24 protein-coding genes are annotated in these 25464 nt (G+C 56.4%); 12 read left to right on the top strand and 12 right to left on the bottom strand.

The genetic code is table 11. From position 1 onward, the window contains the following. Positions 1-3 precede the first annotated feature (3 nt). Positions 4-852 carry an ABC transporter permease gene (locus tag ACQZ51_RS16855; RefSeq protein WP_448778934.1) on the top strand — a complete coding sequence of 283 codons (849 nt, stop codon included), beginning with the start codon at positions 4-6 and terminating at the stop codon, positions 850-852. A gap of 5 nt (positions 853-857) precedes the next feature. Continuing rightward, complete coding sequence (locus tag ACQZ51_RS16850; protein ID WP_448778933.1) at positions 858-2594, top strand: M14 family metallopeptidase; 1737 nt, start codon at positions 858-860, stop codon at positions 2592-2594. 25 nt (positions 2595-2619) lie between these two features. Here ACQZ51_RS16850 and ACQZ51_RS16845 read toward each other — a convergent pair whose 3' ends face one another. From ACQZ51_RS16845 to ACQZ51_RS16825, 5 genes are all read right to left on the bottom strand, one after another. Continuing rightward, the gene (locus ACQZ51_RS16845) at positions 2620-3540 is read right to left on the bottom strand and encodes an SMP-30/gluconolactonase/LRE family protein (RefSeq protein WP_448778931.1); all 921 of its coding nucleotides are present in this window, start codon (positions 3538-3540) and stop codon (positions 2620-2622) included. 29 nt (positions 3541-3569) lie between these two features. Further along, positions 3570-4517, bottom strand: coding sequence for an ABC transporter permease (locus ACQZ51_RS16840; protein ID WP_448778929.1), 948 nt, complete (start codon positions 4515-4517; stop codon positions 3570-3572). After that, complete coding sequence (locus ACQZ51_RS16835) at positions 4514-5455, bottom strand: ABC transporter permease (protein ID WP_448778927.1); 942 nt, start codon at positions 5453-5455, stop codon at positions 4514-4516. Before ACQZ51_RS16835 ends, ACQZ51_RS16840 begins: the two co-directional genes overlap by 4 nt. Continuing rightward, positions 5452-6915 (bottom strand): ATP-binding cassette domain-containing protein, encoded by a 1464-nt coding sequence (locus tag ACQZ51_RS16830; RefSeq protein ID WP_448778926.1) that lies wholly within the window; start codon positions 6913-6915, stop codon positions 5452-5454. Before ACQZ51_RS16830 ends, ACQZ51_RS16835 begins: the two co-directional genes overlap by 4 nt. A 105-nt stretch (positions 6916-7020) precedes the next feature. Continuing rightward, entirely contained in the window at positions 7021-8037 is a 1017-nt protein-coding gene (locus ACQZ51_RS16825; protein WP_448778924.1) for a substrate-binding domain-containing protein, read from the bottom strand. A gap of 289 nt (positions 8038-8326) precedes the next feature. On the opposite strand from ACQZ51_RS16825, the gene ACQZ51_RS16820 reads away from it, so the two are divergent. Both ACQZ51_RS16820 and ACQZ51_RS16815 read left to right on the top strand, forming a co-directional pair. Next, positions 8327-9559, top strand: coding sequence for an ATP-binding protein (locus ACQZ51_RS16820; RefSeq protein WP_448778923.1), 1233 nt, complete (start codon positions 8327-8329; stop codon positions 9557-9559). A 1-nt stretch (position 9560) separates the two neighbouring features. Further along, a complete protein-coding gene (locus tag ACQZ51_RS16815; RefSeq protein ID WP_042617044.1) occupies positions 9561-10283 on the top strand; it encodes a response regulator transcription factor in 723 nt (240 codons plus the stop codon). A gap of 21 nt (positions 10284-10304) precedes the next feature. Here the strand turns inward: ACQZ51_RS16815 and ACQZ51_RS16810 are convergent, their stop codons facing one another. Beyond that, complete coding sequence (locus ACQZ51_RS16810; RefSeq protein WP_448778920.1) at positions 10305-11189, bottom strand: LysR substrate-binding domain-containing protein; 885 nt, start codon at positions 11187-11189, stop codon at positions 10305-10307. 107 nt (positions 11190-11296) lie between these two features. Here ACQZ51_RS16810 and ACQZ51_RS16805 point away from each other — a divergent pair, with 107 nt between their 5' ends. Beyond that, on the top strand, positions 11297-12313 hold the full coding sequence (locus ACQZ51_RS16805) for a YeiH family protein (RefSeq protein WP_448778918.1): 1017 nt from the start codon (positions 11297-11299) through the stop codon (positions 12311-12313). 42 nt (positions 12314-12355) lie between these two features. Here ACQZ51_RS16805 and ACQZ51_RS16800 read toward each other — a convergent pair whose 3' ends face one another. The 3 genes from ACQZ51_RS16800 to ACQZ51_RS16790 are packed head-to-tail and all read right to left on the bottom strand — an operon-like array spanning position 12356 to position 14930. Then, positions 12356-12883: a flavin reductase family protein gene (locus tag ACQZ51_RS16800; protein WP_448778917.1), complete on the bottom strand. Its 528-nt coding sequence runs from the start codon at positions 12881-12883 to the stop codon at positions 12356-12358. Then, positions 12883-13773: an aldo/keto reductase gene (locus ACQZ51_RS16795; RefSeq protein WP_448778915.1), complete on the bottom strand. Its 891-nt coding sequence runs from the start codon at positions 13771-13773 to the stop codon at positions 12883-12885. The genes ACQZ51_RS16800 and ACQZ51_RS16795 overlap by 1 nt, the downstream gene beginning before the upstream one ends. Further along, positions 13773-14930 (bottom strand): LLM class flavin-dependent oxidoreductase, encoded by a 1158-nt coding sequence (locus ACQZ51_RS16790; RefSeq protein ID WP_448778914.1) that lies wholly within the window; start codon positions 14928-14930, stop codon positions 13773-13775. The genes ACQZ51_RS16795 and ACQZ51_RS16790 overlap by 1 nt, the downstream gene beginning before the upstream one ends. A gap of 101 nt (positions 14931-15031) precedes the next feature. On the opposite strand from ACQZ51_RS16790, the gene ACQZ51_RS16785 reads away from it, so the two are divergent. The 7 genes from ACQZ51_RS16785 to ACQZ51_RS16755 all read left to right on the top strand — a co-directional run bounded on the left by ACQZ51_RS16785 (position 15032) and on the right by ACQZ51_RS16755 (position 22840). Then, positions 15032-15736: a GntR family transcriptional regulator gene (locus ACQZ51_RS16785; protein WP_448778913.1), complete on the top strand. Its 705-nt coding sequence runs from the start codon at positions 15032-15034 to the stop codon at positions 15734-15736. Between the two features lie 202 nt (positions 15737-15938). Continuing rightward, positions 15939-17012 (top strand): ABC transporter ATP-binding protein, encoded by a 1074-nt coding sequence (locus ACQZ51_RS16780; RefSeq protein ID WP_448778911.1) that lies wholly within the window; start codon positions 15939-15941, stop codon positions 17010-17012. A 57-nt stretch (positions 17013-17069) separates the two neighbouring features. Further along, entirely contained in the window at positions 17070-18305 is a 1236-nt protein-coding gene (locus ACQZ51_RS16775; protein WP_448778910.1) for an ABC transporter substrate-binding protein, read from the top strand. Positions 18306-18434: 129 nt separating this feature from the next. Continuing rightward, positions 18435-19379, top strand: coding sequence for a carbohydrate ABC transporter permease (locus ACQZ51_RS16770; RefSeq protein WP_448778908.1), 945 nt, complete (start codon positions 18435-18437; stop codon positions 19377-19379). Then, entirely contained in the window at positions 19376-20230 is an 855-nt protein-coding gene (locus ACQZ51_RS16765) for a carbohydrate ABC transporter permease (protein WP_042618746.1), read from the top strand. The genes ACQZ51_RS16770 and ACQZ51_RS16765 overlap by 4 nt, the downstream gene beginning before the upstream one ends. 43 nt (positions 20231-20273) lie before the next feature. Continuing rightward, the gene (locus tag ACQZ51_RS16760) at positions 20274-22265 is read left to right on the top strand and encodes an alpha-glucosidase (RefSeq protein WP_448778905.1); all 1992 of its coding nucleotides are present in this window, start codon (positions 20274-20276) and stop codon (positions 22263-22265) included. A 116-nt stretch (positions 22266-22381) separates the two neighbouring features. Continuing rightward, complete coding sequence (locus ACQZ51_RS16755) at positions 22382-22840, top strand: phage tail protein (protein ID WP_448778903.1); 459 nt, start codon at positions 22382-22384, stop codon at positions 22838-22840. Here the strand turns inward: ACQZ51_RS16755 and ACQZ51_RS16750 are convergent. The 3 genes from ACQZ51_RS16750 to ACQZ51_RS16740 form a co-directional block, all read right to left on the bottom strand. After that, a complete protein-coding gene (locus ACQZ51_RS16750) occupies positions 22812-23252 on the bottom strand; it encodes a hypothetical protein (RefSeq protein WP_448778902.1) in 441 nt (146 codons plus the stop codon). The two genes, ACQZ51_RS16755 and ACQZ51_RS16750, sit on opposite strands and share 29 nt — an antisense overlap. Positions 23253-23751: 499 nt before the next feature. Continuing rightward, on the bottom strand, positions 23752-24615 hold the full coding sequence (locus ACQZ51_RS16745; protein WP_448778900.1) for an SDR family oxidoreductase: 864 nt from the start codon (positions 24613-24615) through the stop codon (positions 23752-23754). A gap of 115 nt (positions 24616-24730) precedes the next feature. Then, positions 24731-25456: an SDR family oxidoreductase gene (locus tag ACQZ51_RS16740; protein ID WP_448778899.1), complete on the bottom strand. Its 726-nt coding sequence runs from the start codon at positions 25454-25456 to the stop codon at positions 24731-24733. Between the last annotated feature and the right edge of the window lie 8 nt (positions 25457-25464).

Below are 25464 nucleotides of genomic sequence, written 5' to 3'. Positions count from 1 at the left end.
CACATGGCTGCCAAAACTTTTCGCCAGTCGCGCTTTTACAGCCTCGAGTTCATTCTCGGTGCCACGCTGACGGTTATTATCTGCGCTGCCGTGCTCCTGTCCGATGTGCTTTTTCCCGGTGGAGCAGAAAAGATCGATCTGATGGCACGGCTTGCCAAACCCTTCGCAAGCGGCGCACATCCTTTCGGCACAGATCCGCTGGGGCGCGATGTGCTGGCGCGTGTTGTGGCAGGCGGAAAAATCTCTCTTTTGGTCGGCTTCACATCGGTCATCGGTGCCGTTGTGTTTGGCGTTCTGATGGGCCTGATCGCGGGTTACTATCGCGGTTTCTGGGATATGGTGGTCATGCGCTTTGCCGATATCCAGCTCGCCATGCCTTTCATTCTTCTCGCCATCACCTTCATTGCCATTGTCGGCGGCAGCCTCACCAACACGATTATCTTGCTGATCGTTTCTCAGTGGGTGCAATATGCGCGTCTGGTGCGCGGTTCTGTTCTGACACTGCGTGAGCGCGAATTCATCCTGTCGGCGCGGGCTATCGGCGTGAAGGACTGGCGTATCATTTTCCAGCACCTGCTACCGAACCTCGTTGGTCCGGTCATCGTGCTGATGACCTTGAACGTTGCCAACAATATTCTGCTGGAAAGCAGCCTCACATTCCTCGGCATGGGCGTTGATCCAACGATACCAAGCTGGGGCGGCATGCTGGCGGATGGCCGTACCTATCTGCAAATCGCATGGTGGGTCAGCGTATTTCCGGGTCTTGCAATTCTGCTCACCGTGCTCGGCCTCAATCTTTTGGGTGATTGGCTTCGCGACAGCCTTGATCCGACCGGCAGAACAGCAAGGTAGACATCATGACGCAGATTTTCAGCCAGACGTTTGTGAGTACTCTGGATGAGTTGGTACGGCGGGCAATCCCCGGTCAGTCTCTCGAGGCATGGACGTTTGACGATGCGAGAAGCCGCCGAGATGCAGAACGGCGCTTGGCAGATAAAGGCGTGACGGCGCACATCCGAAGCGCTTACAAGCCTTTGCTTCACGCCTTTCTCGAAGAGATCGATTTAGCGGGTGTTGATCATATCAGGATCAGCTATCCCGTTCACGCCGCCGCTCCTTCCAATCGTTTCCGGCTCGAAGCCTATCCGCTTGCGGCGCTTGTCGGACAGGCTGAAATCGAATTTGTGCCGCGTGAAGACGATGGTTTCTTCTATGAGGTGGCTCTGAGCCGCGGTGGAGAAACCGAGGCTTTGAAAGTCTTCGCGCCCAACCGCGTGCATGTGGATGTCGTTGGCGAAACCAATGTGTCGCCAACCGGTTGGCTGCGGCGTGATAGCGATGAGGCTGGCGAGCGGCTGGAAACGGATTATGAGCGCCTGTTTTCATACGCAATCCAGGCCGTTGCCGAGCATGATTGGGGTCAGGACGAGCCCTATTTCGAAGAGCTGAATATTCGCGTTCTCTTTCCGTGCGAAGATCAGCCGCTTGCCATTGGCGATGAAGTCATCAGCCTGCGTGAGGCGCTGCATGAGGATTTTTATTTCTCCCTGCTTGAATTCTTCCAGAAGAAATCGGGCCGCCCGCTGGGTGATCGTGGACTGAAGCCGGGCCAGATTGTTCCTGAGGTCATCGGCAGTGCGGGTGAGATTTCCGTTCTGGTCGAAGAGAGGCCACTCTGCACCGGCTTCATCGGAGCAGCTGATCAGATGATCGATGCGGCCGCAGCACCTCTTTCGGCAGAACAGATATCGCGCCTACTGACCGAAGTCGGCGGAGAAGAGTTTACCGCCCATGCGCGTTCCGGGCGGCAGGTTTCGGCGCGCTATATCAGGGGAAGCGATCCTGCCGTGATGATCAGCGGCGGCCAACACCCGAATGAGACGACGGGCATTGTCGGTGCACTGCGTGCAGCGCGTGAATTGCAAAAGCGGGCAGGCGCGCATTTCACCATCTCGCCGCTTGAAAATCCTGACGGTTATGCCATCCACCAGCGGCTTCGCGTGGATAATCCAAGGCACATGCACCACGCGGCGCGCTACACTGCCCTGGGTGACGATCTCGAATATCGGACATCAGAAAATTCAGGAGCGCATCTCAACGAGAAGGCCATTCGCTTTGCAGCGCAGGAATTGAGCGGTGCCACCCTGCATGTTAACCTGCATGGCTACCCATCTCATGAATGGACGCGCCCGCTCTCAGGTTATGTACCTCGTAATTTTGCCATGTGGACACTGCCAAAGGGCTTTTTCCTGGTTATGAGGCACCATCCCAAATGGGCCGAACAAGCCGAGATTTTGCTCGATAAGGTGACGCGCCATCTGGGTAAGATACCAGGCCTGCTGGAGTATAATGACCGCCAGATTGCGCTTTACGAAACCCACGCGGGCGAAACCGGCTTTCGTCTCATCAACGGGTTTCCATGCCTGTCTTCCGTGGATGATCGCCACACAGTTCCCATGACGCTCATCACCGAATACCCCGATGAAACCATCTATGGGGATGATTTCATTGCCGGCCACACGGCGCAGATGCAGACCGTGATATCCGCTTATGAGGCATGGCAGGAGATCGTGGCACTACGGCCAAGCGTGTAAGCCACGCTTTGCCGCTCCACGCGTTTCAAGGATATTGCGCGCCCGCTGTCGATACGTAGATCGAATAAAGCGACTTCGAGGCAGTGATGAACAGTCGGTTTTTGCGCTGCCCGCCGAAGGTGAGGTTTGCGACCGTTTGCGGGACTTTGATCTTTCCGAGCAACGTGCCGTCAGGCGAAAAGCAGTGAACGCCGTCTCCGGCGCTTGTCCAGATATTGCCCGCAATATCAAGGCGCAGACCATCCGGCAGGCCGGCATCAACGCTGCAGAAATCCCGCCCGCCTGTCAGGCGTTTGTCATCGACCACATCGAAAACCCTGATGTTGCGTGGTCTGGTGATATCGTGGCTGGACGAGGAATCGGCGATGTAGAGCTTTGTCTCATCGGGCGAAAAAGCAAGCCCATTGGGCTGGCCGAAGTCGTCGACCATGATCTCGACGTCGCCGCTTGAAGGATCGATGCGGTAGACATTTCGGGTTTCCTGCTCGGGCTCGGATTTGTAACCTTCGTAGTCCGAGAGAATGCCGTATGTCGGGTCGGTGAACCAGATGCTGCCATCCGAGCGGACCACGACATCATTGGGTGAGTTCAGCCGTTTGCCGCGATAGCGATCGCCTAGCACTGTGATCGTTCCGTCGATCTCCGTGCGGCTGACACGTCTGGTGCCGTGTTCGCAGGTCACGAGCCTGCCCTGTCGATCACGGGTGTTGCCATTTGCGAAATTCGATGGCTGCCTGAACACGGAAACGCCGTTTTCCGGCACCCAGCGCATGATCCGCTGGTTGGGAATATCGCTCCACAACAGGCAATTCAGATCTGAAAACCAGACCGGACCTTCTGCCCAGCGGCAGCCGGCATAAAGTTCCTCAAGCTCTGCATTCCCGGCAATCAGATGGCGGAAACGTTCGTCGAGAATTTCATAGAGGGGAGATGTGTCTTTCGTCATGGGCGTAATCCGAAACTTGAGGTTCGCGTTCAACGGAGCTTTTTCGGCCCGCTTGCTAGAAGAATGACGGAAATGATGATGAGGCCGGTCAGGATGAGGCGAATGCCTGCGCCGAAACCGTAGGTGTTGAGCATGGACACCACCAGAAACATGAAGAGCGAGGCGCCCCAGATGCCAGGTACGTTGGAGTCACCACCCGCCACCGCCGTGCCGCCAATGACCACCACTGCTATCGACATCAACAGATATTCGGCACCCATGTTGAGCGCGGCCCCGCCGGAGAAACTTGCCAGCAGATAGCCCGCGATCGCGGCCAAAACGGCGCACAGCACATAGGTGATGAAACGGGTGCCATCCACGGGAATGCCGGTCATTCGGGCTGCGAACGTGCTTTGGCCAATGGCCGAGATCCACCGCCCGTAAAAGCTGAGGTCGAGAAGAACCCATGCGATACCCGAAAGCAGCAGGGCGACGAGTGCGACATTGGGAATGCCGAGCGTGCTGGATATGGCGAAATCGGCCAGCATTTGCGGTGGTTTGATGCGGAGGCCGCGATTGCTCCATATGGCGATGGATTGCACGATGAAGCTCATCGACAGGGTGGCGATGATGGGCGGAATGCGCAGTAGCTTGATGAGAGCATAATTGCCGATACCAATGGCAATGCCGATGCCGATCGCCACCAGCAGGCCGGGCAGGATCATGGCATCCGATACATCCATGAACTTCAGCGCAATGGTGCCCGAAAGCGTCATGGTCGCGGGAACGCAAAGATCGATATTGCCCGGGCCGAGCGTGATGACGAACATCTGGCCGATACCGACGATGACCGAAAAGGCTGCAAAGGTCAGTGCCGCATGCGACAGGCCGAAGGAGCTGGCACCGCCGGTAAACAGCACCGTGATGATCCACACCGCAATGGTGGCGACGAAGGACCATATCCACGGTTTCTTCGAAAACTTCTGCAAGGCAATCATTGGTTTTTCTCCCGCTTTTCGAGGCGGTTCAGCAATAGCCTCAGGCCGAGAACGACGATGAGGATGGCCCCCTGCGCGCCAATCTGCCAATCGGGAGAAATGCGCATGAAGGACAGGAACGAGCCAGCCAAGGTCAGTGTCAGCGCGCCGATGACTGCGCCGATGGGCGACACGCGGCCGCCGACGAATTCCCCTCCGCCAAGGATGACACCGGCAATGGATAGCAGCGTGTAACGCAGGGCGATATTGGCATCTGCAGATGTTGTCAGCCCGACAAGCGCAATACCCGCCAACACTGCAAAGAAACCGGCAAGCGCAAAGGTGGCGGCACGAATGCCGATGACGGACCAGCCGGAGCGCTCCACGGAGCGGAAGTTACCACCAACGCCGCGCATCAAGACACCGAAGGACGAGCGCATGACGATATAATGCGCGATGGCCGCGATGATGATGCTGGCAACGATGGCCATCGGCAAGAATGCTGGCTTGGCGGTCATGATGGCGCGGACCCACCCGGGGGCGGCACCGCCGGGTGATGGCAGCAGCAGCACCGCAAGTCCGCCCCACACGAAGCTCATGCCGAGCGTGACGACGATGGATGGTAGCGTGCGGATATGGATCAGCGCACCCATCGCCGCATAGACCGCAATCGCTGCTGCAAAAATCAGAATGCCAATCAGCGGTGAGCTTTGCAGGTAGGTGGCGGTGACGCAAGCGCAGAAGCTGACAAATGTTCCCATGGAAAGATCAAGATCATTGACCGACATGATCAGCATCTGGGCAATGGTTGCCAGCGCAATGGGAACTGCGAGATTGAACAGCAGGTTGAGGCCCGTATAACTCATGGTCCGCGGCTGCATGTAGAACACGGCCAACAGAAGTACAGCCAGCGAGGCTGCGGGAATGATGAGGCGCAAGGCGTTGGTCGAGAGTTTCATGCGTGTGCGTCTCCGGAAAAAGATGCAGCAAGCACTGCCTGTTCGTTGATCTCATCGCCTTTGAGTTCAGCCTGAATGCTGCCCTCGCGGAACACATAGACCCGGTCGCAAAGACGGATTTCATCCATTTCCGTTGAGTACCAGATGAAGGTCCGCCCGTTCGCAGCTTCGGCGCGCAAGATGTCATAGACCTCCTGCTTGGTGCCGATATCGACGCCGCGCATGGGATCATCCATCAAAACCGTTGCAGCGGTTGTGGCAAGAGCGCGAGCAAACAGCACCTTTTGCTGGTTGCCGCCGGACAGCGAAAGGATCTTGTTGTCGACATCAGGCGTGCGGATTTCGATCCGCTTTTTCCAACTTTCGCCGAGCGCATCTTCTTTTGCGCGGTTCACCAGACCTGCTGGCGAAAAGTCGCGCAGCGAGGCGATGCTGAGGTTTTTCAGAATGCTCCACAGGGGGAAGGTGCCGTTCAGACTTCTGTCACCGGCCACGAAGGCGATATCCTGATGGCGCGTGGGAAACCAGTTGCTGTTGCGCGATGTGTAAAGGTCCAGCAGCGCTTCCGTCTGGCCATGCCCACCAAGACCGGCCAGCCCGATAATCTCGCCCTTATAGGCTTCGAACGGATAGCCCTGGCCTTGTCTCGGCGGCATGGACAGAACCTTTGGCCCGAATGTGCGGGTAGATTGGCGATGCCCATCCTGTTCCTTCATCACGCTGCCCATGGCCTCGACCAGCGTCTTGTTGGTGAACTCCGCAGCGGGCCGGTTGGCAACAACCTTGCCATCCTTCATCACCACCACGCGTGTGGCAGTCGACAGGATCTCTCCGAGGATGTGAGAAATAAGCAGCACCGCGCCGCCTGCGCGAACGAAACGGCGGACATAATCCATCAACTGCTCGGCCAGACCCGCATCCAGAGATGATGTCGGCTCGTCCAGAATGACGAGCTTTGGTTCTTCGTTCACGCCGGCAAAGTTGATTGCAATTTCCACCATCTGCCGCTCGGCGATGGAAAGGTCCGAAATGGTCAAGTCGCAGTCGATGCCATGGTTGGGAAATATGTCGTCCAGCTTGGTGCGGATCAGGGTCAGCGCTCGGCTGCGCCAGTTCCGGCCCTTCATGTCCGTGTGCATGATGCGCACGTTTTCGTTGATCGCTAAGTTCGGGCAAAGCGACAGCTCCTGGAACACACAGCGCACGCCGCTTGCACGCGCAGCCGCAATTCCGTAGCTGCTGGGCTTGCCACCGTAGGAAACCGAACCCTCATGTGGGGTCAGTCCACCGTTGATGACGTTGACGATGGTGGATTTTCCGGCACCATTGTGCCCGACAAGGCCAAGACATTCGCCTGAGCGGATGACGAGATCGGCACCATCCAGCGCCTTGACGGCACCGAACACCACTTTAACGCCGCGTGCCGCGACCACTTCTTCAGTTGAGTCGAATTCATTCATTAGCCGTTACGCCATATTTTGCAGCCGCTGCCACAGCCTCGCATCCACCGCAGCGCCGATTTCAGCGCTGCGGTGTGTTTGTGCTCGAAGGTGAAAACCGCCCGCTTACTTTGCGGCAGAGATAGCCTTCTGTGCGTCTTCAAGGCTGTATTCGACGTTGGCGACGCCACCCTTCTGGGTGCCCTTGAGATTGTCCTCAAGGTTGGCCTGATCGATCCGCAGGAACGGCACGGTCAGTTCCTTCTTCACGTCCTTGCCATCGAGGATTTGCTGCGCGACCCAGAAAGCCAGCGTGGAAACGCCAGGTGCAATGGAAACCGACATGGTTTCATAGCCGCTGGCATCCTTCTGCTGCTTCCACCACTGCAATTCATCCTCGCGGTTGCCCATGACGATGGTCGGTGTTGCGCGCTTGGCGGCGGCAAAAGCCTGAGCTGCGCCATAACCGTCGCCACCCTGTGTCACCACAGCGGCAACTTCGGGAAGACTTGGCAGGATACCGGCGACAGCGCGCTGGGCCACATCCTGCGCCCAGTCACCGTTGACGGAACCGACGATCTTGAACTGGGTGTTCTTGGCAACGCCTGCGGCAATACCCGCATGGATTTCATCATCGACGGACACGCCGGCGAGGCCACGGATTTCCAGCAGATTGCCACCCTTCGGCATCTTCTTGGCGAGATAATCGATCTGGCTTTCGCCCATCGCCTTGAAGTCCACCGCGATGCGCCATGCGCAGGGTTCGGTCACAATGCCGTCGAACGAGACGACGATGATGCCTGCGTCACAGGCTTCCTTCACCGCGCCGTTGAGGGCTGTTGGTGAAGCGGCGTTGATGACGATGGCATCATAGCCCTGCAGGATGAGGTTTTGGATTTGTGCCGCCTGCTCGGTGGCCTGATTTTCCGCAGTCGTGAATGGATCGGCAGCAGCAACAGTGCCTGCTTTCACGGCGTCTTTAGTAATCTTGTCCCAGCTTGTCAGCATGGCCTGGCGCCAGGAGTTGCCAGCGTAATTGTTCGAAAGCGCGATTTTCTTGGCGGATGTATCCGCATGCGCGGTGATCGGCAGTGCTGCAAACGCGACTGCGACCGATGCCAGAAGCATCTTCTTGATAGCCATTGATTTTCCTCCCTAGTGGCCCACCCGTTCCCGGGAAAAGAAACCTCCGTGATGCCTCCTCGACATCATCTGAGATTTCCGTTGCGCTGAGGCTCCATTCCCCAGTACATGGTCAACATGAACGGGAAAGCCCTTGTTGTATAGGCTGATCCCGGCAATCTGGTTGCGGGTTCCCGCAGAATATCTGCGGGTTTATGCAGGACGCAGGCGTTGCCACGGTGCAGAATGGCATCCGGTTCGTGCAAACGCCACGGAACCCTGTTGCAGACGCTTGGGAGGGCGTCGGCCAATGCTCGATACACCAAGATCTTCGCTGTTTCATCACTATATGGGAATTTCCAGACTGCTCGCGGGCCAGCTCGAATTCAATTCGATCATTCAGGCCGTCGCGACTGAAATTACCCATATCATTCCCCATGATCATCTTGATGTCTGCATCAAGCTCATCGATGGCAAGTTCCACATCGCCTATGAGAGCGGCATGGACAGCGCCTGGAGCCAGCAGCCGCCAGCGCTCCTGACGGGGAGTCCTATCCGGTCGCTGTTGTCTGGAGAGGTCGATTTTCTGCTGAGTGGCGATGCCTGCTCAGATCCTAGATTTCATTTCGAAGGCGCATTTTCCAGTCCGATCATAGAGCTTGGGCTTCACAGCCGCCTGCATGTTCCCATGAAGGTTCATGGCGATATCATCGGGGCCTTGAGTTGTTCCTCTCTGGAGGCCAATGCCTATACGATGGAGGATGTCGCCAATGCCCGCGCGGTGGCCGATCTTCTCGCGCCCTATTTCTTCGCCATCCGAGCAGCCGATCAGGCCAAGCGATCTGCAATCGTGGAAGCCGAAGCCCATGCCCGCGAAGAAGGCTTGCGGCTGGGCGCGCTGAAGCTGACCCAGGCGCTGGAAGCGGAGCGGCAGCGTATCGGCATGGACCTTCATGATCAGACGTTGGCCGATTTGACGCGGCTTGCGCGCCGCATCGAGCAGATGACGCATCTGGCCGAGCTATCAGGCGAAATGCTGGAGCCGCTGGTGCGAAGCCTTCAGCACTCCATGCAGGATTTGCGGCAGATCATCGAGGAGGCGAAACCCTCGATCCTGCACCTGTTTGGCGTCGTCCAGGCGATAGAGAACGATCTGGAACGATCGGTGCGCGATAGCGGTCTGGCTATCATCACCACGGTGACGGATGATACCGAGGGCCGGGTCGAGGCGTTGGAGCAAACGGTGGCCATATCGCTGTTTCGCATTGTTCAGGAGGCCGTCAACAATGCGATCCGCCACGGGCAACCGCAAAAGATCCATGTCCATATGGGCCATGTCGATGGGCGGCTTCGTGTAACGATCAGCGATGATGGAAGCGGGTTCGGCAAGCACACATCCAGCCACGGCCTCGGCATCGGCAATATGAAAACCCGCGCGCGCCTGATTTCCGCCCGCTTTGAAATGGGTCACAACCGGCATGGTCCGGGAACCTATGTCAGCATTACGCTCGCTGATACGGCTCAGAACATGGGAGACCTGTGAGATGGAAGTCCTGATCGTGGAAGACGACGTTCTTCATCGCTCCTACCTCAACGAGGCGGTGCGCGCAGCACTTCCAGAATGCAATCATGTCATCGAAGCGGAAAATGGTAGGGCTGGCGAAAAGCTGGCGCGTGAAAATCGGTCAGAGCATATCGTCATGGATCTGCAAATGGCAGAGCGCAATGGCATTGAAGCTGCCCGCACCATCTGGAAAGAGCGCCCCGATACGCGCATTCTGTTCTGGTCGAACTACTCGGACGAAGCCTATGTGCGTGGCGTTTCGCGCATCGTGCCGGAAGGTGCCGCTTATGGCTATGTGCTGAAGTCTGCCTCGGACGATCGTCTTCGGCTCGCATTGCGCAGCATTTTCATTGAGTCCCAATGCGTGATCGACCGCGAAGTGCGCGGAATGCAGGAAAAGAGCCTGGGGCGCGTGCGTGGTGTCAGTGATTCCGAATATGAAATTCTTGTCGATGTCGCGCTGGGCCTTACCGATAAGACGATTGCACGCCGCCGTAACCTGTCGCTCAGAAGCGTTCAGAACCGCCTTCAAAGCCTGTATGAGAAGCTGAATGTCTACCAGACAGCAGGCGAGGGTGAGCCGGATGGCCAATATAATCTGCGCAGCCGGGCCGTTACCGTCGCATTTCTTCGGAAGCTGCTGAATTACAGCGCGCTGGAACGCGCAGAACAGGAGCTTGCCACATGGTTAGGCGGGCGGTGATCTCGGCTGCCGTCGTCTGAGTCAAGTATCCTGATGACAGATCTCAAGAAGCGTGAGTGCGGCCTTGCTGGCATGACGCTCCTTGTGTCTGAGCAGACGGAACTCGCGGGCAGGTGCGGGAAAGTCCACCTCACATAGGCGACCGCTCTCAATATATTGCTCTGCCGCAAGGCGCGATACGGTGGCGGCACCGCTGCCGGTCAGCAATGCGCAGAGGATGGATTCATTCGACGGCAGCACTAGAACGATATCGAGTGTGCCCGCCTTGATACCCAGATCATTCAGGGCTTCTTCAAATGCAGACCGTGTGCCGGAGCCGACTTCGCGCATGACCCAACGCCCGGACCTGATATCATCGACATCGAGGGCCTTTTTCCCCGCCCAGGGATGGGATGGACCAACGACGACGACCAGTTCATCATGGGCCACAATGGAGGCCGCAAGTGCTGGCTCATCCAGTTCGCCTTCCACAAAGCCAATATCCGCTTCTCCGCTGATAACCGCGTCTGCGACGGTGCGTGTATTGCCGATTGTCAGTTGTAACTCTATTCCGGGAAACCTGTTGTGAAACTCCATCAGGCGCGGTGGCAACCAGTAGCTTGCGATGGTTTGGCTGGCGAAGACATTCAATGAGCCCCGTTGCAGACTGCCGAGTTCGCTCAGAATAAGCTCCACAGATTGCGACCGGGCCAGAAGCTTGCGTGCCTCCTCAAGGAAAATGCGCCCCGCATCGGTCAGTTCGATGCGCCGGCCAATGCGATGGAAAAGCTCGACACCGTAATGCTGCTCAAGGCTGCGAATTGAGGCGCTGACCGCCGACGGCGTCAGATTGATGGCCGCAGCAGCCTTCGTCAGGTGCTCACGCTCTGCGACGGCAACGAAAATTGCGAGTTGTTCGAATGTCATGGGAAATCGTTCTGTTTTACCGAATGAAACGTAGAAATTTATTCGATGGAAGTAAACTAAATTAGATGAAATGAACTGTCTCAGTGTAGCAGTCGAGACAGACCATCGTGAATTTTTTCCAGCCTCGTAAGATCATTCCCGGCCTCATGATATGTGTCATGGTGGCGGGTGCAGCCTACCTTTTGGGGCGCATCCAGCACGCTTTGTTTGGGGCAGGCTTTCTGGAGCCCTTGGTCTTTGCCATCATCATTGGCATCATCATCCGCACAATGCTGTCTGAAAAAGCGTCATGGCGTCCCGGCATCAGTTTCAGCTCAAAGACATTGCTTGAGATAGCCATTGTTCTCCTTGGTGCGTCCATCAGCTTTGCAACCATCAAAAACGCCGGTCTTACTCTGATCATTTCTGTAGCGGCCATCGTCACCTTGTCGATCTATGTGAGCTTTGCCGTTGCCCGCTTGCTCGGCCTTTCGCCTCGGCTTGCAATGCTGATTGCCTGTGGAAATTCCATCTGCGGCAATTCGGCGATTGTGGCCGTGGCTCCGGTTATCGAAGCGAATTCCGATGAAGTTGCCTCCGCTCTGGCTTTCACTGCAGTTCTTGGCGTTGCCTCTGTTCTCCTTCTGCCGCTTCTCTATGTCTATGCAGGCCTTGGTGCTGCCCAATATGGTGCCATTGCTGGCCTGACCGTCTATGCCGTTCCGCAGGTTCTGGCCGCCGCCGCACCCGCCGGTCTGATTGCGGTTCAGACCGGAACCGTCATCAAACTTCTGCGGGTTCTCATGCTTGGGCCGGTCATTTTCACCCTTGGCATTTTGAATGGCAGGGCGGCCCGGCGTGAGGGGCGCACGACCTCCCGCAGTCATCTGGTGCCCTGGTTCATCATTGGTTTCATGGTTGTCGTGGTTATCAGGTCTCTCGGTCTTATCCCGCCAAACCTTGTGGATATGCTGCTTGCCATATCGAGCGGATTTACAGTGGTTGCCATGGCTGGCCTTGGCCTGTCTGTCGATATCCGCACGGTGGCCAGTGCTGGCGGGCGCGTCATCCTTGCCTCAACGATTTCACTGCTGCTGCTGATAGCGGTCAGTTATTTCGTCGTGATTGAGGCGCTGCACCCTTAAGTCAAAGAAGAGGCCGCCGCCTTCACGACGTGCGGCTCTGTCTTAGGAAACGGCAGAAAAACGGCCCATGGCTCCGCGTGCAAAGCAAAGCGGCTCTCCGTCGCGGTGGGCTGCGCGCAGGACGCGGCCTAGCAGGATGGAATGATCACCACCATCATAGACCGATGCCCGCTCGCATTCGAAACGGCTGAGCGTGCCGGGGATAATGGGAACCCCCTCGGCGTTCGTTTCCCAAGCCAACTCTTCGAAGGCAAGACCACCACGGGTGAAACGGGTGCACAGTTCGCCCTGGTCCGCAGCAAGCACGTGGATTGCAAAATGCATCGCGCCAGCGAAGAGATCATGCCGCGACGACGTCTTGGCTGGAGACCACAGGACCAGAGGCGGATCTAACGAAACAGACGAAAAGCTGTTCACTGTCATTCCGATCGGCCCGTCGGGCGTCTGGGCGGTGACGACGGTAATGCCTGTCGGAAAGTTACCAAGCGCAGTGCGGAAGCTGCGCGTATTGTCAGCATCCGGCACGAACCTGTGTTCATCCGCGGAAAGAGTGCTGTCGAGCGATGTCATCACGGCACCTCATGGCCTTTTGCCAGCGTGTAGAGTTCAAACCACATCTGACGGTCCATCACCACTTTGCCAGCCTGTGAAATCGAGGCGATGCGTTGCAGGTTGTTGGTACCCAGCACCGGAAGGATTTTTGCAGGATGCCGCAGCAGCCAGGCAATGGCCACGGCTGCGCTGTCGACGCCCTGATCACCTGCAATTTTGGCCATCGCATCGGCGAGTGCGCCGCCTGCGGTCATCAACGCGCCGCCACCCAGCGGTGACCAAGCCATAACGGCAAGGTTGCGTTCCTGAAGATAGGCAAGATCACCATTGGTAAAGGCGGATGTTTCGCCAAGGCTGAGCTCGATCTGGTTGGTCACCAGTTCGTTTTCCATATGGGTCTGCAACAGGGAGAAATCCCAGGGGCGGAAGTTTGAAACGCCGACGCTGCGGACTTTTCCAGACGCCACCAACTCATCGAGAGCGGCGCCTGTTTCGTCAGGATCCATCATCGGATCGGGCCGGTGGATCAGCAAGAGATCGATATGGTCGGTTGCCATGTCGCGCAGGGAGGCCTCGACGGATGCGTTGATATGCTCTGCGCTCGTGTCATAATGTTTGACGCGGGCAGCCGAATGACGGCCTGCCGGAGCGACGATGCCGCATTTGGTAACGATCTCGACCTTGTCGCGCAGCGAGGGTGAAGCCTTGAATGCTTCGCCGAGGATGGCCTCAGCCGTATAGCCGCCATAGATATCGGCCTGGTCTAGCGTCGTAATGCCTTGTGCGAGGCAAGCCTCGATCTTGGCCTGAACGTGGCGCGCAGAGGTATCCGTGTCATCGCCGACACGCCACATGCCGTAAACGATGCGGCTCAAAGAAAGGTCGGGTGTGAGTTCGATGCGGTCCATTAGTGGCGTTCTCCAATTCCAAGGGGTGTCGCAGGTGTTTCTGCCGGTACGCGCCCGTGGACGTGGGGCAGTGAGCAGGTTTTAAGCTGCGGCAGGACCTTGCGACCGAAATGATCTGCTTCTTCCAGATGCGGGTAGCCCGAAAAGATAAAGGCACGAATGCCCATCTTTTGATAATCTTCAAGTGCGCTCATGACCTGATCTGTCGATCCGACCAATGCGGCCCCGCAGCCAGAACGCGCGCGTCCTATTCCCGTCCAAAGGTTTGGCTCGATATAGCCGAATTTGTCTGCCAGTTCACGGGCCTTTGCCTGATGGGCAACGCCGAGAGATATGCTGTCATGAGCGCGGTTGCGAATGAGCTGGCCATATTCATCATCGAGCTTCGAAACGAGATGTTCGGCATATTCCTTCGCTTCGATTTCGGTGTCGCGAACGATCATATGAACGCGCAGACCGTAATCAAGCGTTCTGCCATGCGCTCCGGCGCGCGCGTGGACGGCCCGCATGCGTTCTGACAGCTGGTCCTTCGTTTCGGGCCACATCAGATAGACGTCACATTGTGCGCCGCAGAGTTCCAGCGCATCGGGTGAGTAGCCGCCGAAATAGAGCAGCGGACCACCATTTTGCTGGTAGGGGCGGGCCGGCTCGGTCGACACACCTTTGAACTGATAGATTTCGCCATCATGGTCGATTGTTTCACGCGTCCATGCCTGGCGCAGGATTTCCACCACCTCGTGGCTGCGGCGATAGCGGTAGGCGCTGTCTGCCACTTCGCCGGGGAAATCGGAGCTGATGACGTTGAGCGTCAGTCGGCCCTTGAGCATGTGGTCGAGCGTGGCAACAGTGCGGGCCAGCATGATCGGCTGCATTTCGCCGCAGCGTATCGCCGCCAGAAAATTGATCTTGTCGGTGATGGGCGCGCAGCCCGCAACGAAGCTCAACGTATCCTGCCCGACCTGATAGGACGATGGGCACAAAACATTGCGAAAGCCGAGATCTTCAGCTTTCCTGACGATGGAGGAGCAATGATCCCAGCTGGAGCGCAGTGAACCGTCGGGAACGCCGAGATAGGCGTAATCATCGGAGCAGAGAGCTGAAAACCAGGACACTTCGGCTGCATCAAGATCTGCAGACGTTACAGGCACAATCGTCATGAAATCCTCCTCACAGGACGTTGCCCAATTAACTAACATCAGGTATTTAGTAAATCAATAATGTATCAATTATTTCTGCCGGATGCCGGGAGTGCTTGAAAATGCGGAGTTCTAAGGGAAGTCTGCCTGTGTATCTCCAGATCGCTGAGACACTTGTGCGAGACATAACGGCAGGCCGACTGATCGACGGAGAGAAGCTTCCGCCGGAGCGCGATATGGCGAACACGTTGGGAATAGCGGTCGGAACCCTGCGAAAGACGCTTGCTGAACTTCATAGTCGCGGCCTGCTTGAGCGTATTCAGGGCTCGGGCAATTATATCCGGGCGGTCACCGATCCCAAGAGCGTCTATGCCATGTTCCGCCTGGAGCTGATCACGGGCGGGGGTTTTCCAACGGCGGAAATCCTAAGCGTCAGTCGCGAACTCAAGCCGAAAGAACTGCCGCCTTTTGGAACCTCCAGCGAAGCGCACCGCATTCGCCGCCTCAGACGCATCGCAGGCCAGGCCGCCGCCATTGAGGAGATATGGCTCGATGGCTCCTTTATCGACACCGTCGCTGCCGACGACCTGTCTGAGTCTCTTTATCTCTACTACCGCACGCGCCTGGGATTGTGGATTGCGAAAGCCGAAGATCACATCGATCTTGGCTTTGTGCCCGACTGGTCGCCCGATGCCTTCGGCCCGAAATCCGGCGCGCCGGTTCCGCATGTTCTCAGGGTCAGTTCATCTCATGAGGGGATAACGGCGGAGGTCTCGCACACATGGTATGACCCCTTTGTTGCCCGCTATGTCAATCGGCTGAGATAGGTTTCGATATTGCTTATAGAAGAAATCGGAAATCAATTTGCCTCATTTGGGGATTTAAATTAGTCGAAAATTATCGTGGAAAATCAAAGCTTAAATTTTAATTTCAAATGAAATAAATTAAATTGATACACTATTGATTTCCGTCAATCCTGACGTATGCTTCTTCGCAAGAGGAGCCCCGGCGAGGGTTGGGTGATTAGGAATGGCATCAGTTACGCTTACCAAGCTCGAGAAGAGTTATGGCGCATTGCGCATCGTCAAAGGTATTGATCTCAATATCAACGACGGGGAGTTCGTTGTTTTTGTTGGGCCTTCCGGCTGTGGTAAATCCACGACCTTGCGCATGGTCGCAGGTCTGGAGACGATCACCGGCGGTGAGGTGAAGATCGGTGATCGCGTCGTGAACCGTCTGGCTCCGCGTGAGCGCGACATTGCGATGGTTTTCCAGGATTACGCGCTATACCCGCATAAGACCGTGCGCGAAAATATGGGTTTCAGCCTGAAGGTGCGTGGCATTGCAGCCGGTGAGGCCGCAACGCGGGTCAATGAAGCCGCCGAAATGCTCGGTATTTCCCATTTGCTGGATCGGCGCCCCGGCCAGCTTTCTGGCGGCCAGCGCCAGCGTGTGGCCATGGGTCGCGCGATCGTGCGTCGTCCGCAGGTGTTTTTGTTCGATGAGCCGCTATCGAACCTCGATGCCAAATTGCGTGGCCAAGTCCGCACCGAAATCAAGAAGCTGCATCAGCAGCTTGGAACGACGATCATCTATGTGACGCATGATCAGGTTGAGGCGATGACGCTGGCGGATCGTATCGTGATCCTGAAGGGCGGTGAGATCGAGCAGGTCGGAACACCGGATGAGGTCTATAATCATCCAGCCAGCGTGTTCGTCGGCGGCTTCGTTGGTTCGCCCGCCATGAATTTCGCCAAGGCACGCGTGGATGGTGGCAATCTGGTGTTTGTGAATGGTGACCGCATTCCGGTTACGGCGCTTCGGACCCCAGGTCACGCGGGCGCGGTCGAGGGACGAAATGTCATCGTCGGCATTCGCCCTGAACATTTCCGGGTGGACGCATCGGATATAGCGCTGACCTGTCAGGTTCAGGTCGTGGAACCTCTCGGTTCCGATACGCTGATCCATTTTGCAGTAGGCGAGGAAACTTTGACGGCGCGTATGCCGCCGGAAACGCAAATCCGCGCTGGCGACACGCTGAAAATCGGGGTCGATCCCGCAAAAATTCATCTTTTCGACGCGCAAACGGAACGCGCAGTCTAAGCTTGAATACCATGCGGGGAGGACCGCATGATCAAAAACATCAAACGGGAGGGTAAAATGACTTTGACAAAACTGACCGGCGCCTTGTTCTGCGGCACGATGCTGGCTTTCGCCATGCCAGCTGCGGCTGAGACGACATTGAGCGTCTATATATCGAGCCAGCACCAGCCACAGGTATGGCGTCAGGCGCTCGACAAATATGAAGCGTCCAATCCTGATGTGAAGGTCAAGATTGAAACCGGTGGCAATACATCGGAAGCGCAGGCGCAATATCTGAATACGGTCATGTCCGCGAAGGATACGTCGCTGGACGTGCTGATCCTTGACGTTGTCCGTCCAGCCCAATTTGCCGCGGCTGGCTGGACAAGCGATTTTGCCAATAAGGACATGTCGTCATATCTGCCCGCCTATGCAGGTGCCAATACGGTGGATGGAAAAGTCATCGCGCTGCCAGCCTTCGCTGACTCGCAGTTTCTTTATTATCGCAAGGATTTGCTGGATAAATACGGCATTCAGCCGCCTACAACCTGGGATGAGTTGAAGGCTGCAACCAAGAAAATTTCTGAAGGGGAAGGCAATACAAATCTCCAGGGACTTTCCTTCCAGGGCAAAGCCATCGAAGGCGCTGTGTGCACCTTCCTTCTGCCTTACTGGAGCCAGGGCAAGAACCTCACCGAGAACGGTCGCCTGACCTTCGACCGGGACGCGGCGATCAAGTCGCTGAGCCTCTGGAAGAGTTTTGTCGATGAAGGCGTTTCAAAGAAGAATATTGCCGAAGTTGGCACGGATGATACCCGCAAGGAATTCCAGGCCGGAAACGCTATCTTCGCGGTCAACTGGTCCTATGCCTGGGCGCAGGCTCAAGGCAAGGAATCCGCAGTTGTTGGCAAGGTCGGCGTTGCGCGTCTGCCAGCGGTTACCGGTGGCGAGCAGGCAACATGCCTTGGTGGCTGGGAATGGGGCGTTTCGGCCTATTCCAAGAACCAGGATGAAGCCAAGAAGCTGGTGGAATATCTTTCATCTCAAGATGTTTCCAAGTTCATGGCCGTCAATGGCTCGCTGCTGCCGACCTATGCCGGTCTCTACAAGGACGCGGATGTTCTGAAAAGCGCGCCATGGTTTGGAGATGCCCTTAAGGTGGTCGAAACCGCTAAGCCACGCCCTGTGACCCCACGTTATAACGAGGTCAGCGAAGTCATTCGCACCACAGTCAACTCCGTTCTGGCGGGCGTTTCCACCCCAGAGCAGGGCGCGGACCAGATTGAAGCACGTCTGAAGCGCATTTTGCGATAAGAGACAGTGCAATGTCTGACGTCCCCCTTTCCAGTTTCGGCAGGGGGACGTTTTTTAGAAGAATGGTGCGACCGCCGCTGGCGACGCTTTATCTCGCCACCAGGCCACACAATGTCTCGGAACAAAGCCATGGCAACGACATCATCAACCAAAACGGCAGATCATGAGTCCGCGCCACCGCCCGGCTGGACGCGGTTGCTGGACCTCAGCGATCGCTCTCTGGCCGTCTTGCTTCTGGCACCGGCTGCACTGCTGTTGGCGCTGATCATTGTCTATCCGGTTTGTCGTTTGATCTATACGAGCTTTTTCAGCCTGTCCCTGACGTCAGGTTTGCCCGCAGCTTTCGTAGGTTTTGAAAACTACGAATTGATGATTGAAGATCCGGTGTTTTGGGAAACAACCTGGAACACCGTTCTCATCACGCTCATCACCGTGCCGGGTGCTTTGTTGGTGGGACTTGGTCTAGCACTCATGGCAAATCTGCCATTCGCTATGCAGTGGCCAGTGCGTCTCTCCCTTTTGATACCCTGGGCGCTGCCCCTATCATTTGCGGGCCTGATCTTCGCCTGGTTCTTCCATTCGGAATATGGTGTCGTCAATGATGTGCTGAACAGGTTCGGCTTTGAAGGCATCATCTGGTTCAATTCGCCCAATTGGGCTTTCGCGGCCATTTGCCTGACTATCATCTGGAAGACCTCGTCCTTCATGGCGCTGATTATTCTGGCGGGCCTGCAAACCATTCCGCGTTCGCTTTACGAAGCTGCCGATGTGGACGGTGCGGGCCGGTTGCGACAGTTCTTCGAGATTACCCTGCCGCTGCTGAAGCCTTCAATTGTCGTGGCACTCATCTTCCGCACCATCACCGCCCTGCAGACCTTCGATATTCCCTACATGATGACAGGTGGCGGGCCGGGCACGTCTACCGCAACGCTTGCGATGTATATCCACCAGAACACCGTATCGTTTCTTGATCTGGGTTACGGCTCGGCGCTGGCCGTTGTTATGTTCGCGCTGTCCATGTGCGTGACAGCCGTTTATCTGCGCATGATCCGGACCAAGGAGTCGTCCTCATGAGTGCCACAACTCCATCAGGTCCAATGTCGTTTCTGTCTGGAAAGCCGCTGCGCTTCATCGCCGCTGGCATATTGTTGATCAACGGCCTGTTTCCGGCACTGTGGATCCTCTTCACATCCTTGAAGACGGAAGCGGAGCTGACGGCAAAGCCGATTACCTGGATTCCGCACGCGCCCACGCTGCAAAATTACATGCAGGCATTTTCCGACCAGCCGCTGCATATCTTCCTGTTCAACAGCTTCATGGTCGCGCTGCTGTCGACAGCGCTTACCCTGCTCGTTTCCGTTCTGGCGGCCTATGCGCTGGCGCGGCTGAACCTTGCCTATCGCGGATTGATCCTGTCGCTGATCATTGCCGTGTCTACTTTTCCGCTCGTCACGCTTCTGGTTCCGCTTTTTGAAATCATGCGCGCGCTCAACCTTCTCAACAGCTGGACCGCTCTGGTTTTGCCATACACGGTGCTGAGCCTGCCAGTCTGCACGTTGATGCTGGTCTCATTCTTTGAAGGCATTCCGCGCGATCTTGAAAATGCCGCCATGATTGACGGATGCACGCGGATGGGGGCTTTGTTCAAGGTGGTGGTGCCGCTTTGCGCACCCGGCGTCTTTACCGCTGGCATCCTTGCCTTCGTCAACGCCTGGGACGAGTTTTTGCTGGCCCTGTCGTTCAACTCCAACCCATCCCTGCGCACGTTGCCGGTGGGCATCCAGCTTTATCAGGGCGAATTCGCGTTCCCCTGGCCCGTCATTTCCGCTGCCCTCGTCGTCGGCATCGTGCCGGTCGCCATTCTCATCGTCATCTTCCAGGAACGTGTCGTTTCAGGCCTGACGGCAGGTGGCATTAAGGGTTGAGCGCGGCAGAAACGCGGGATCGCAAGATTTTCAAGGTAGCACGATGAAACTCGAACAGACACAAACTGGCTTCACGCTCTCGCTGAACGGGCGGGTCATTCTGGAGCACAGTGATGCATCGCCAGCCATCTTTGTCGGTTATGGCCAAGAGCGGATGGACATGTATCGCGGCAATTTCGAGATCGAAGACTATGTGATCGAGCGCCGCCCGCTCTCCCACGCTGAGATCGATGGTGACAGGATTTCGCTCTCCGACGTAGCAGGGCAGCCGCCGCGTCTTATCCTGACTCTTGCTGAAGATGCCATTAAGTTTGATGCGCCCGATCCTAATCTCAATCGCCTATGGATCCGCATAAAAGCCGATGACGACGAGCATGTCTGGGGCGGCGGCGAGCAGATGTCCTATTTCGACATGCGTGGCCGCCGTTTTCCGCTATGGACATCGGAACCTGGCGTGGGGCGCGACCCTACAAGCGAAATCACATTCAAGGCCAACGTCAAGGACAAGGCTGGCGGCGATTACTACAACACCAACTATCCACAGCCGACCTATGTCTCGTCTGCGCTCTATGCGCTGCATGTGGAGACGACGGCGTATTCCGTTTTCGATTTTCGACAGAAGGCTTTTCACGAGATCGAGGTTTGGGCCATTCCCGAAAGGCTTGAGCTTTTCGCTGCCCCAACATTCGTGGAATTGGTCGAAGTTCTCTCATCGCGCTTCGGGCGCCAGCCTCCGCTGCCGGAATGGGTCTACAATGGTGCTATTATCGGTCTCAAAGACGGCGCAAATTCCTTCACCCGGCTTAAGACAATACGCAGCGCAGGCGTCCAAGTGTCCGCCCTCTGGTGTGAAGACTGGGTCGGCCTGAGGCCGACCACCTTTGGTGCCCGATTGTTCTGGGACTGGCAGGCGAATGAGGCCAGATATCCAGGCCTCAAAGACAAGATTGCTGAATTGAGCGAAGGCGGCATCCGCTTCTTGGGCTACGTTAATCCATATCTTTGCGCCGATGGTCCGCTCTTCAAGTTCGCTGATGAGGCCGGTTACTTCGCCACTGACAGTGCCGGACAGACCGCACTGGTTGATTTTGGCGAATTTGATTGCGGCGTGGTTGATTTCACCAATGAGGCGGCAGCTGAGTGGTTTGCTGAAGAGATCATTGGCAAGAATATGCTGGACTACGGCCTATCTGGCTGGATGGCGGATTTTGGCGAGTATCTGCCAATCGATATTACACTATCGAATGGCATCGACGCCAAGCTGATGCACAACGCTTGGCCGACATTGTGGGCCGAAGTGAATGCCAGAGCCGTCGCCTCGCGCGGCAAGACAGGTGATGCCCTGTTCTTCATGCGGGCAGGGTTCACGGGCGTGCAGCAACATTGCCCGCTTCTATGGGGCGGCGACCAATCCGTGGACTTTTCCCGGCACGATGGCCTCGTCACGGTCATATCTGGCGCGCTGTCTTCAGGCCTTCTTGGCAATGCCTATCACCACTCGGATATTGGCGGTTACACCAGCCTGTTCGGGAATGTGCGGACACCAGAGCTGATGATGCGTTGGGCCGAAATGGCGGCATTCACGCCCGTCATGCGCACGCATGAGGGAAACCGCCCGCGTGAGAATATTCAGATCGACCAAGACGCTGAAGTCCTGTCGCATTTTGCCCGCATGACCCGGATCTATCGACACCTCGCGCCCTATCTGAAGTCTTTGTCCGCGCAGGCCGTTGAACGTGGTTTACCCGTCCAGCGGCCCCTCTTCCTGCACTATCAGAATGATCGGCGGACCTATACGATTCAGGACGCGTATCTCTATGGCGCCGACATGCTTGTCGCTCCGGTTTGGGAGGCCTCTAAAGACACTCGCTTCGTTTACTTGCCGCAGGGTGACCGTTGGGTCCATGTCTGGACAGGTGAATGTTTTGTGGGCGGCACAGAGGTGCAGATCGCCGCGCCACTGGGAAGTCCCCCGGTATTTTATCGGGAAGGCTGCAAGGACGAGCCGCTCTTCGCGGGTCTTCGCGATATCTGAGCTGTCATTTGCGGCTATTCTTCAAAAATCCGTAAAAGGTCTCGATTTCAGCATGCACTATCAAATATTATAAAGCCCGTTATGTATCCCCTAGGTTGTGGTGGTTTACTGAGGCAATGCGCCGAAAGCGCCTGGTGTCTGAAAGTAAGCAACTTTTAACATTGCATGCCTCGCATGCAGAAGGGGAACAAATGACATTGTTGAAAACTTCGCTTCGGAGCGTGGTCAGCGGATTGGCGAGCCTGGGAATGGTAAGCGGTTGGGGTGCCGCTCTCGGAGTTGCCGCGATCGCCACCGCAACGCCAGGCGCCGCTTGCAATTCAGAACCCTATATTGGCTCCATATGCACATTTGCATTTGACTGGTGCCCACGAGGATACATGCAGGCCGATGGTCGACAGTTGGCCGTCAGGGAATATACGGCTCTGTTCGGTACGATTGGCTTCACGTATGGCGGAGATAACACGAACAATTTCCGTCTTCCGGATCTACTAGGTCGCACGGTCATCGCCCCTGCGATGTCCGTCCGCCTGAGAGGACCGATCCTTAGATCCCGAAATAGTAGTTGGTTGTAACGTTGATGGGGACGATGACTACCTCGTCTATTTCCGCACCGGTTACGGGTCTGTAATCACCGCGTTCATTTAGGTCATTGCTCCAGTAGGCAACAGGAGACGCGTTCCTTTCGTCGGATCCAAAAACCATTTCATCGGGATGGGAATCTTGCGTTTTTACTGTGAAGACGAACTCCTTGCCAGTCTCGAACTCGGTCCCGCCTTGAAAATCGAAGCTGGCGGCATAAGCCTCCGACGTTGTCAGCGGAACATTGACATTCGAACACGCATTTGAAAGCACGAAAGCCACTTGCGTACTTGCTGCTATCGCCAGAGTCGCCAACGACAAAAGATACAACCCGCGACGTGTTGGGATTTTTACGCAAACGAAAAAAGCTGACAACAAGGCAAGACAACGAGCTGCCAAAGACATACGTTTGGCCTATTTAGCGGCGGCGAAGGCGAGCATTCGCCGTAATATTGATTGATCCAGACCATTGGTTTTTGCAATTAATAGATGAAATATTGGATGATTTGGCGTTACCTTGGGGTGCAAATCAATTTGCTTCCAGTGCAGCCTATTATCAACGCAGGGTAGCGCTTGAAATTTCCTTTCGCGATGTCGCGGATTCGCAGCGTGCTGCTCGATTTATTGGGTGAATTACAGAGGATTGAGCATCCGAAGAGATGCTTTGATGATGGCGCCTGGCCTGGGCGGCGGCGCTATTCTTTGCCAAATTGTTCGCCATTTTGAGCGTCGGCGGGTGGTGGCCCGCCCCATCAAATGGGGCAGGCTTGCCTCTATCTGCTTTACTTAGAGATTCACACGAGAGGCCGACAGAGGAAACTAGCGTCGCACATTGCTATTGGAAACAACGATTTAAATTAATTCTACATTTTCGATAAGAAAAAGGAATCTTTCCGCTGTTACGTTAGATCATGATCTCGCCGCCGGTTACTGGAACCACAGCGCCTGTCATGTAGCTACCCAGACTAGAAGCCAGCAGAACATAGGCACCAGCGAGTTCAGCAGGTTGTCCTGCGCGCTCCATCAGCGTGTTAGCACCAAAGCTCGCCGTCTTTTCCGCTGGCATGGTTGATGGAATGAGCGGTGTCCAGATAGGTCCCGGCGCCACTGCGTTCACCCGGATGCCCTTGTCTGCAACCATTGCCGCGAGGCCAGCGGTGAAATTGGAGATTGCACCTTTCGTGGAGGCATAGGCGAGTAGATTAGGGGAGGGCTGACGCGACTGGATCGACGTCGTGTTGATGATCGCGCTGCCTGCTCTCATCAATGGCACTGCGGCCTTGGCGAGGAAAAAAGGAGCATAGATGTTGGTGCGGTATGTTTCATCCCATTCCTCGGCAGTGATATCTTCAATCGAGGCATAGGTGCGCTGGAAGGCTGCATTGTTGACGAGAATATCGATGGCACCGAGCTTTTCGACGGCTTCGGCAACGAGTGATTTGCAATGTGCTTCAGTCTTTATGTCGCCAGGAACGAGGATTGCCTTGCGCCCAGCTTCTCCGATCCACTTGGCTGTATCTTGGGCGTCCTCGTGCTCATTAAGATAAGAAACCAGAATGTGTGCGCCTTCGCGGGCAAATGCAATGGCAACGGCTTTGCCGATTCCTGAGTCCGCGCCTGTGATCAACGCGACCTTGCCTGCGAGGAGCCCGTTACCACGATACGACTCTTCACCGTGATCGGGCTTCGGGCTCATTTGCGCGGTTGTTCCGGGTGGCTCCTGCTTCTGGTCAGCGTAGGGCGGCGTTGGGTAATTTGTGTCGGCCATGATATGTCCAATCTGTTGCTTGCGGGAAATGGATTCCCTTCGCTAACAGCTGGTGGCCTGATCTGTTCCCCGAAAATTGACCTTTCCGCGTCCCTGACAGAGTGCATTCAAGCCGTTAGACTGCCAGAAAGCCGCCATCCACAGGCAGCACAGCGCCTGAGATCATTTTACTGTCATCCGACAAAAGCAGGGCGATGCTTTGCGCCACTTCCTCGGCCTCAGCAAAGCGGTTGAGAGGGTGGCGAACCATCATGGGGGCGCTTTTTTCAGCATCGCTCCATGCTGCTGCAGCCAGTTCCGTGAGGGTAATGGTCGGTGCGACGGCATTGACCCTGATGCCGTGGGGGCCAAGCTCCTTGGCCAGAACCCGCGTTGCGCCCTCAAGTCCAGCCTTTGAGGCTGCGTAGCAGAGATGATCCTGAAAACCACGATGCCCTGCAATGGAGGTGATGTTGACGATGGCGCCACCACCACCGGCGGCGATGCGTGCGCGTGCGAATTCCTGCGATGTAATGAGTGCTGCGCGTAGATTGATGGCGAGGACCGCCTCATAGCCATCTTCTGTCATATCCAGGACGCTTTCGAGAACATTGGTTCCGGCACTGTTGATGAGGTAGTCACAGGTTCCGGCCTCCCGCATGGCCGAACGTGCGCTGGCAGCATCTGCAAGATCCACGCGGATGGAGCGCCCGCCAATCTCTGCTCGCAACTCGTCGAGATCGGATTGAGTGCGGCTGAGAGCCACGACCTCTGCGCCACGCTCAGCCATCAAAAGCGCGCAGGCGCGCCCGATGCCTTTGCCCGCGCCGGTGATGATGACGGATTTGCCTGAGAATTGCATGATAGCCT

This window comes from Agrobacterium sp. CG674, assembly GCF_053521645.1.
This window is presented reverse-complemented; position numbering and strand designations above follow the sequence as displayed.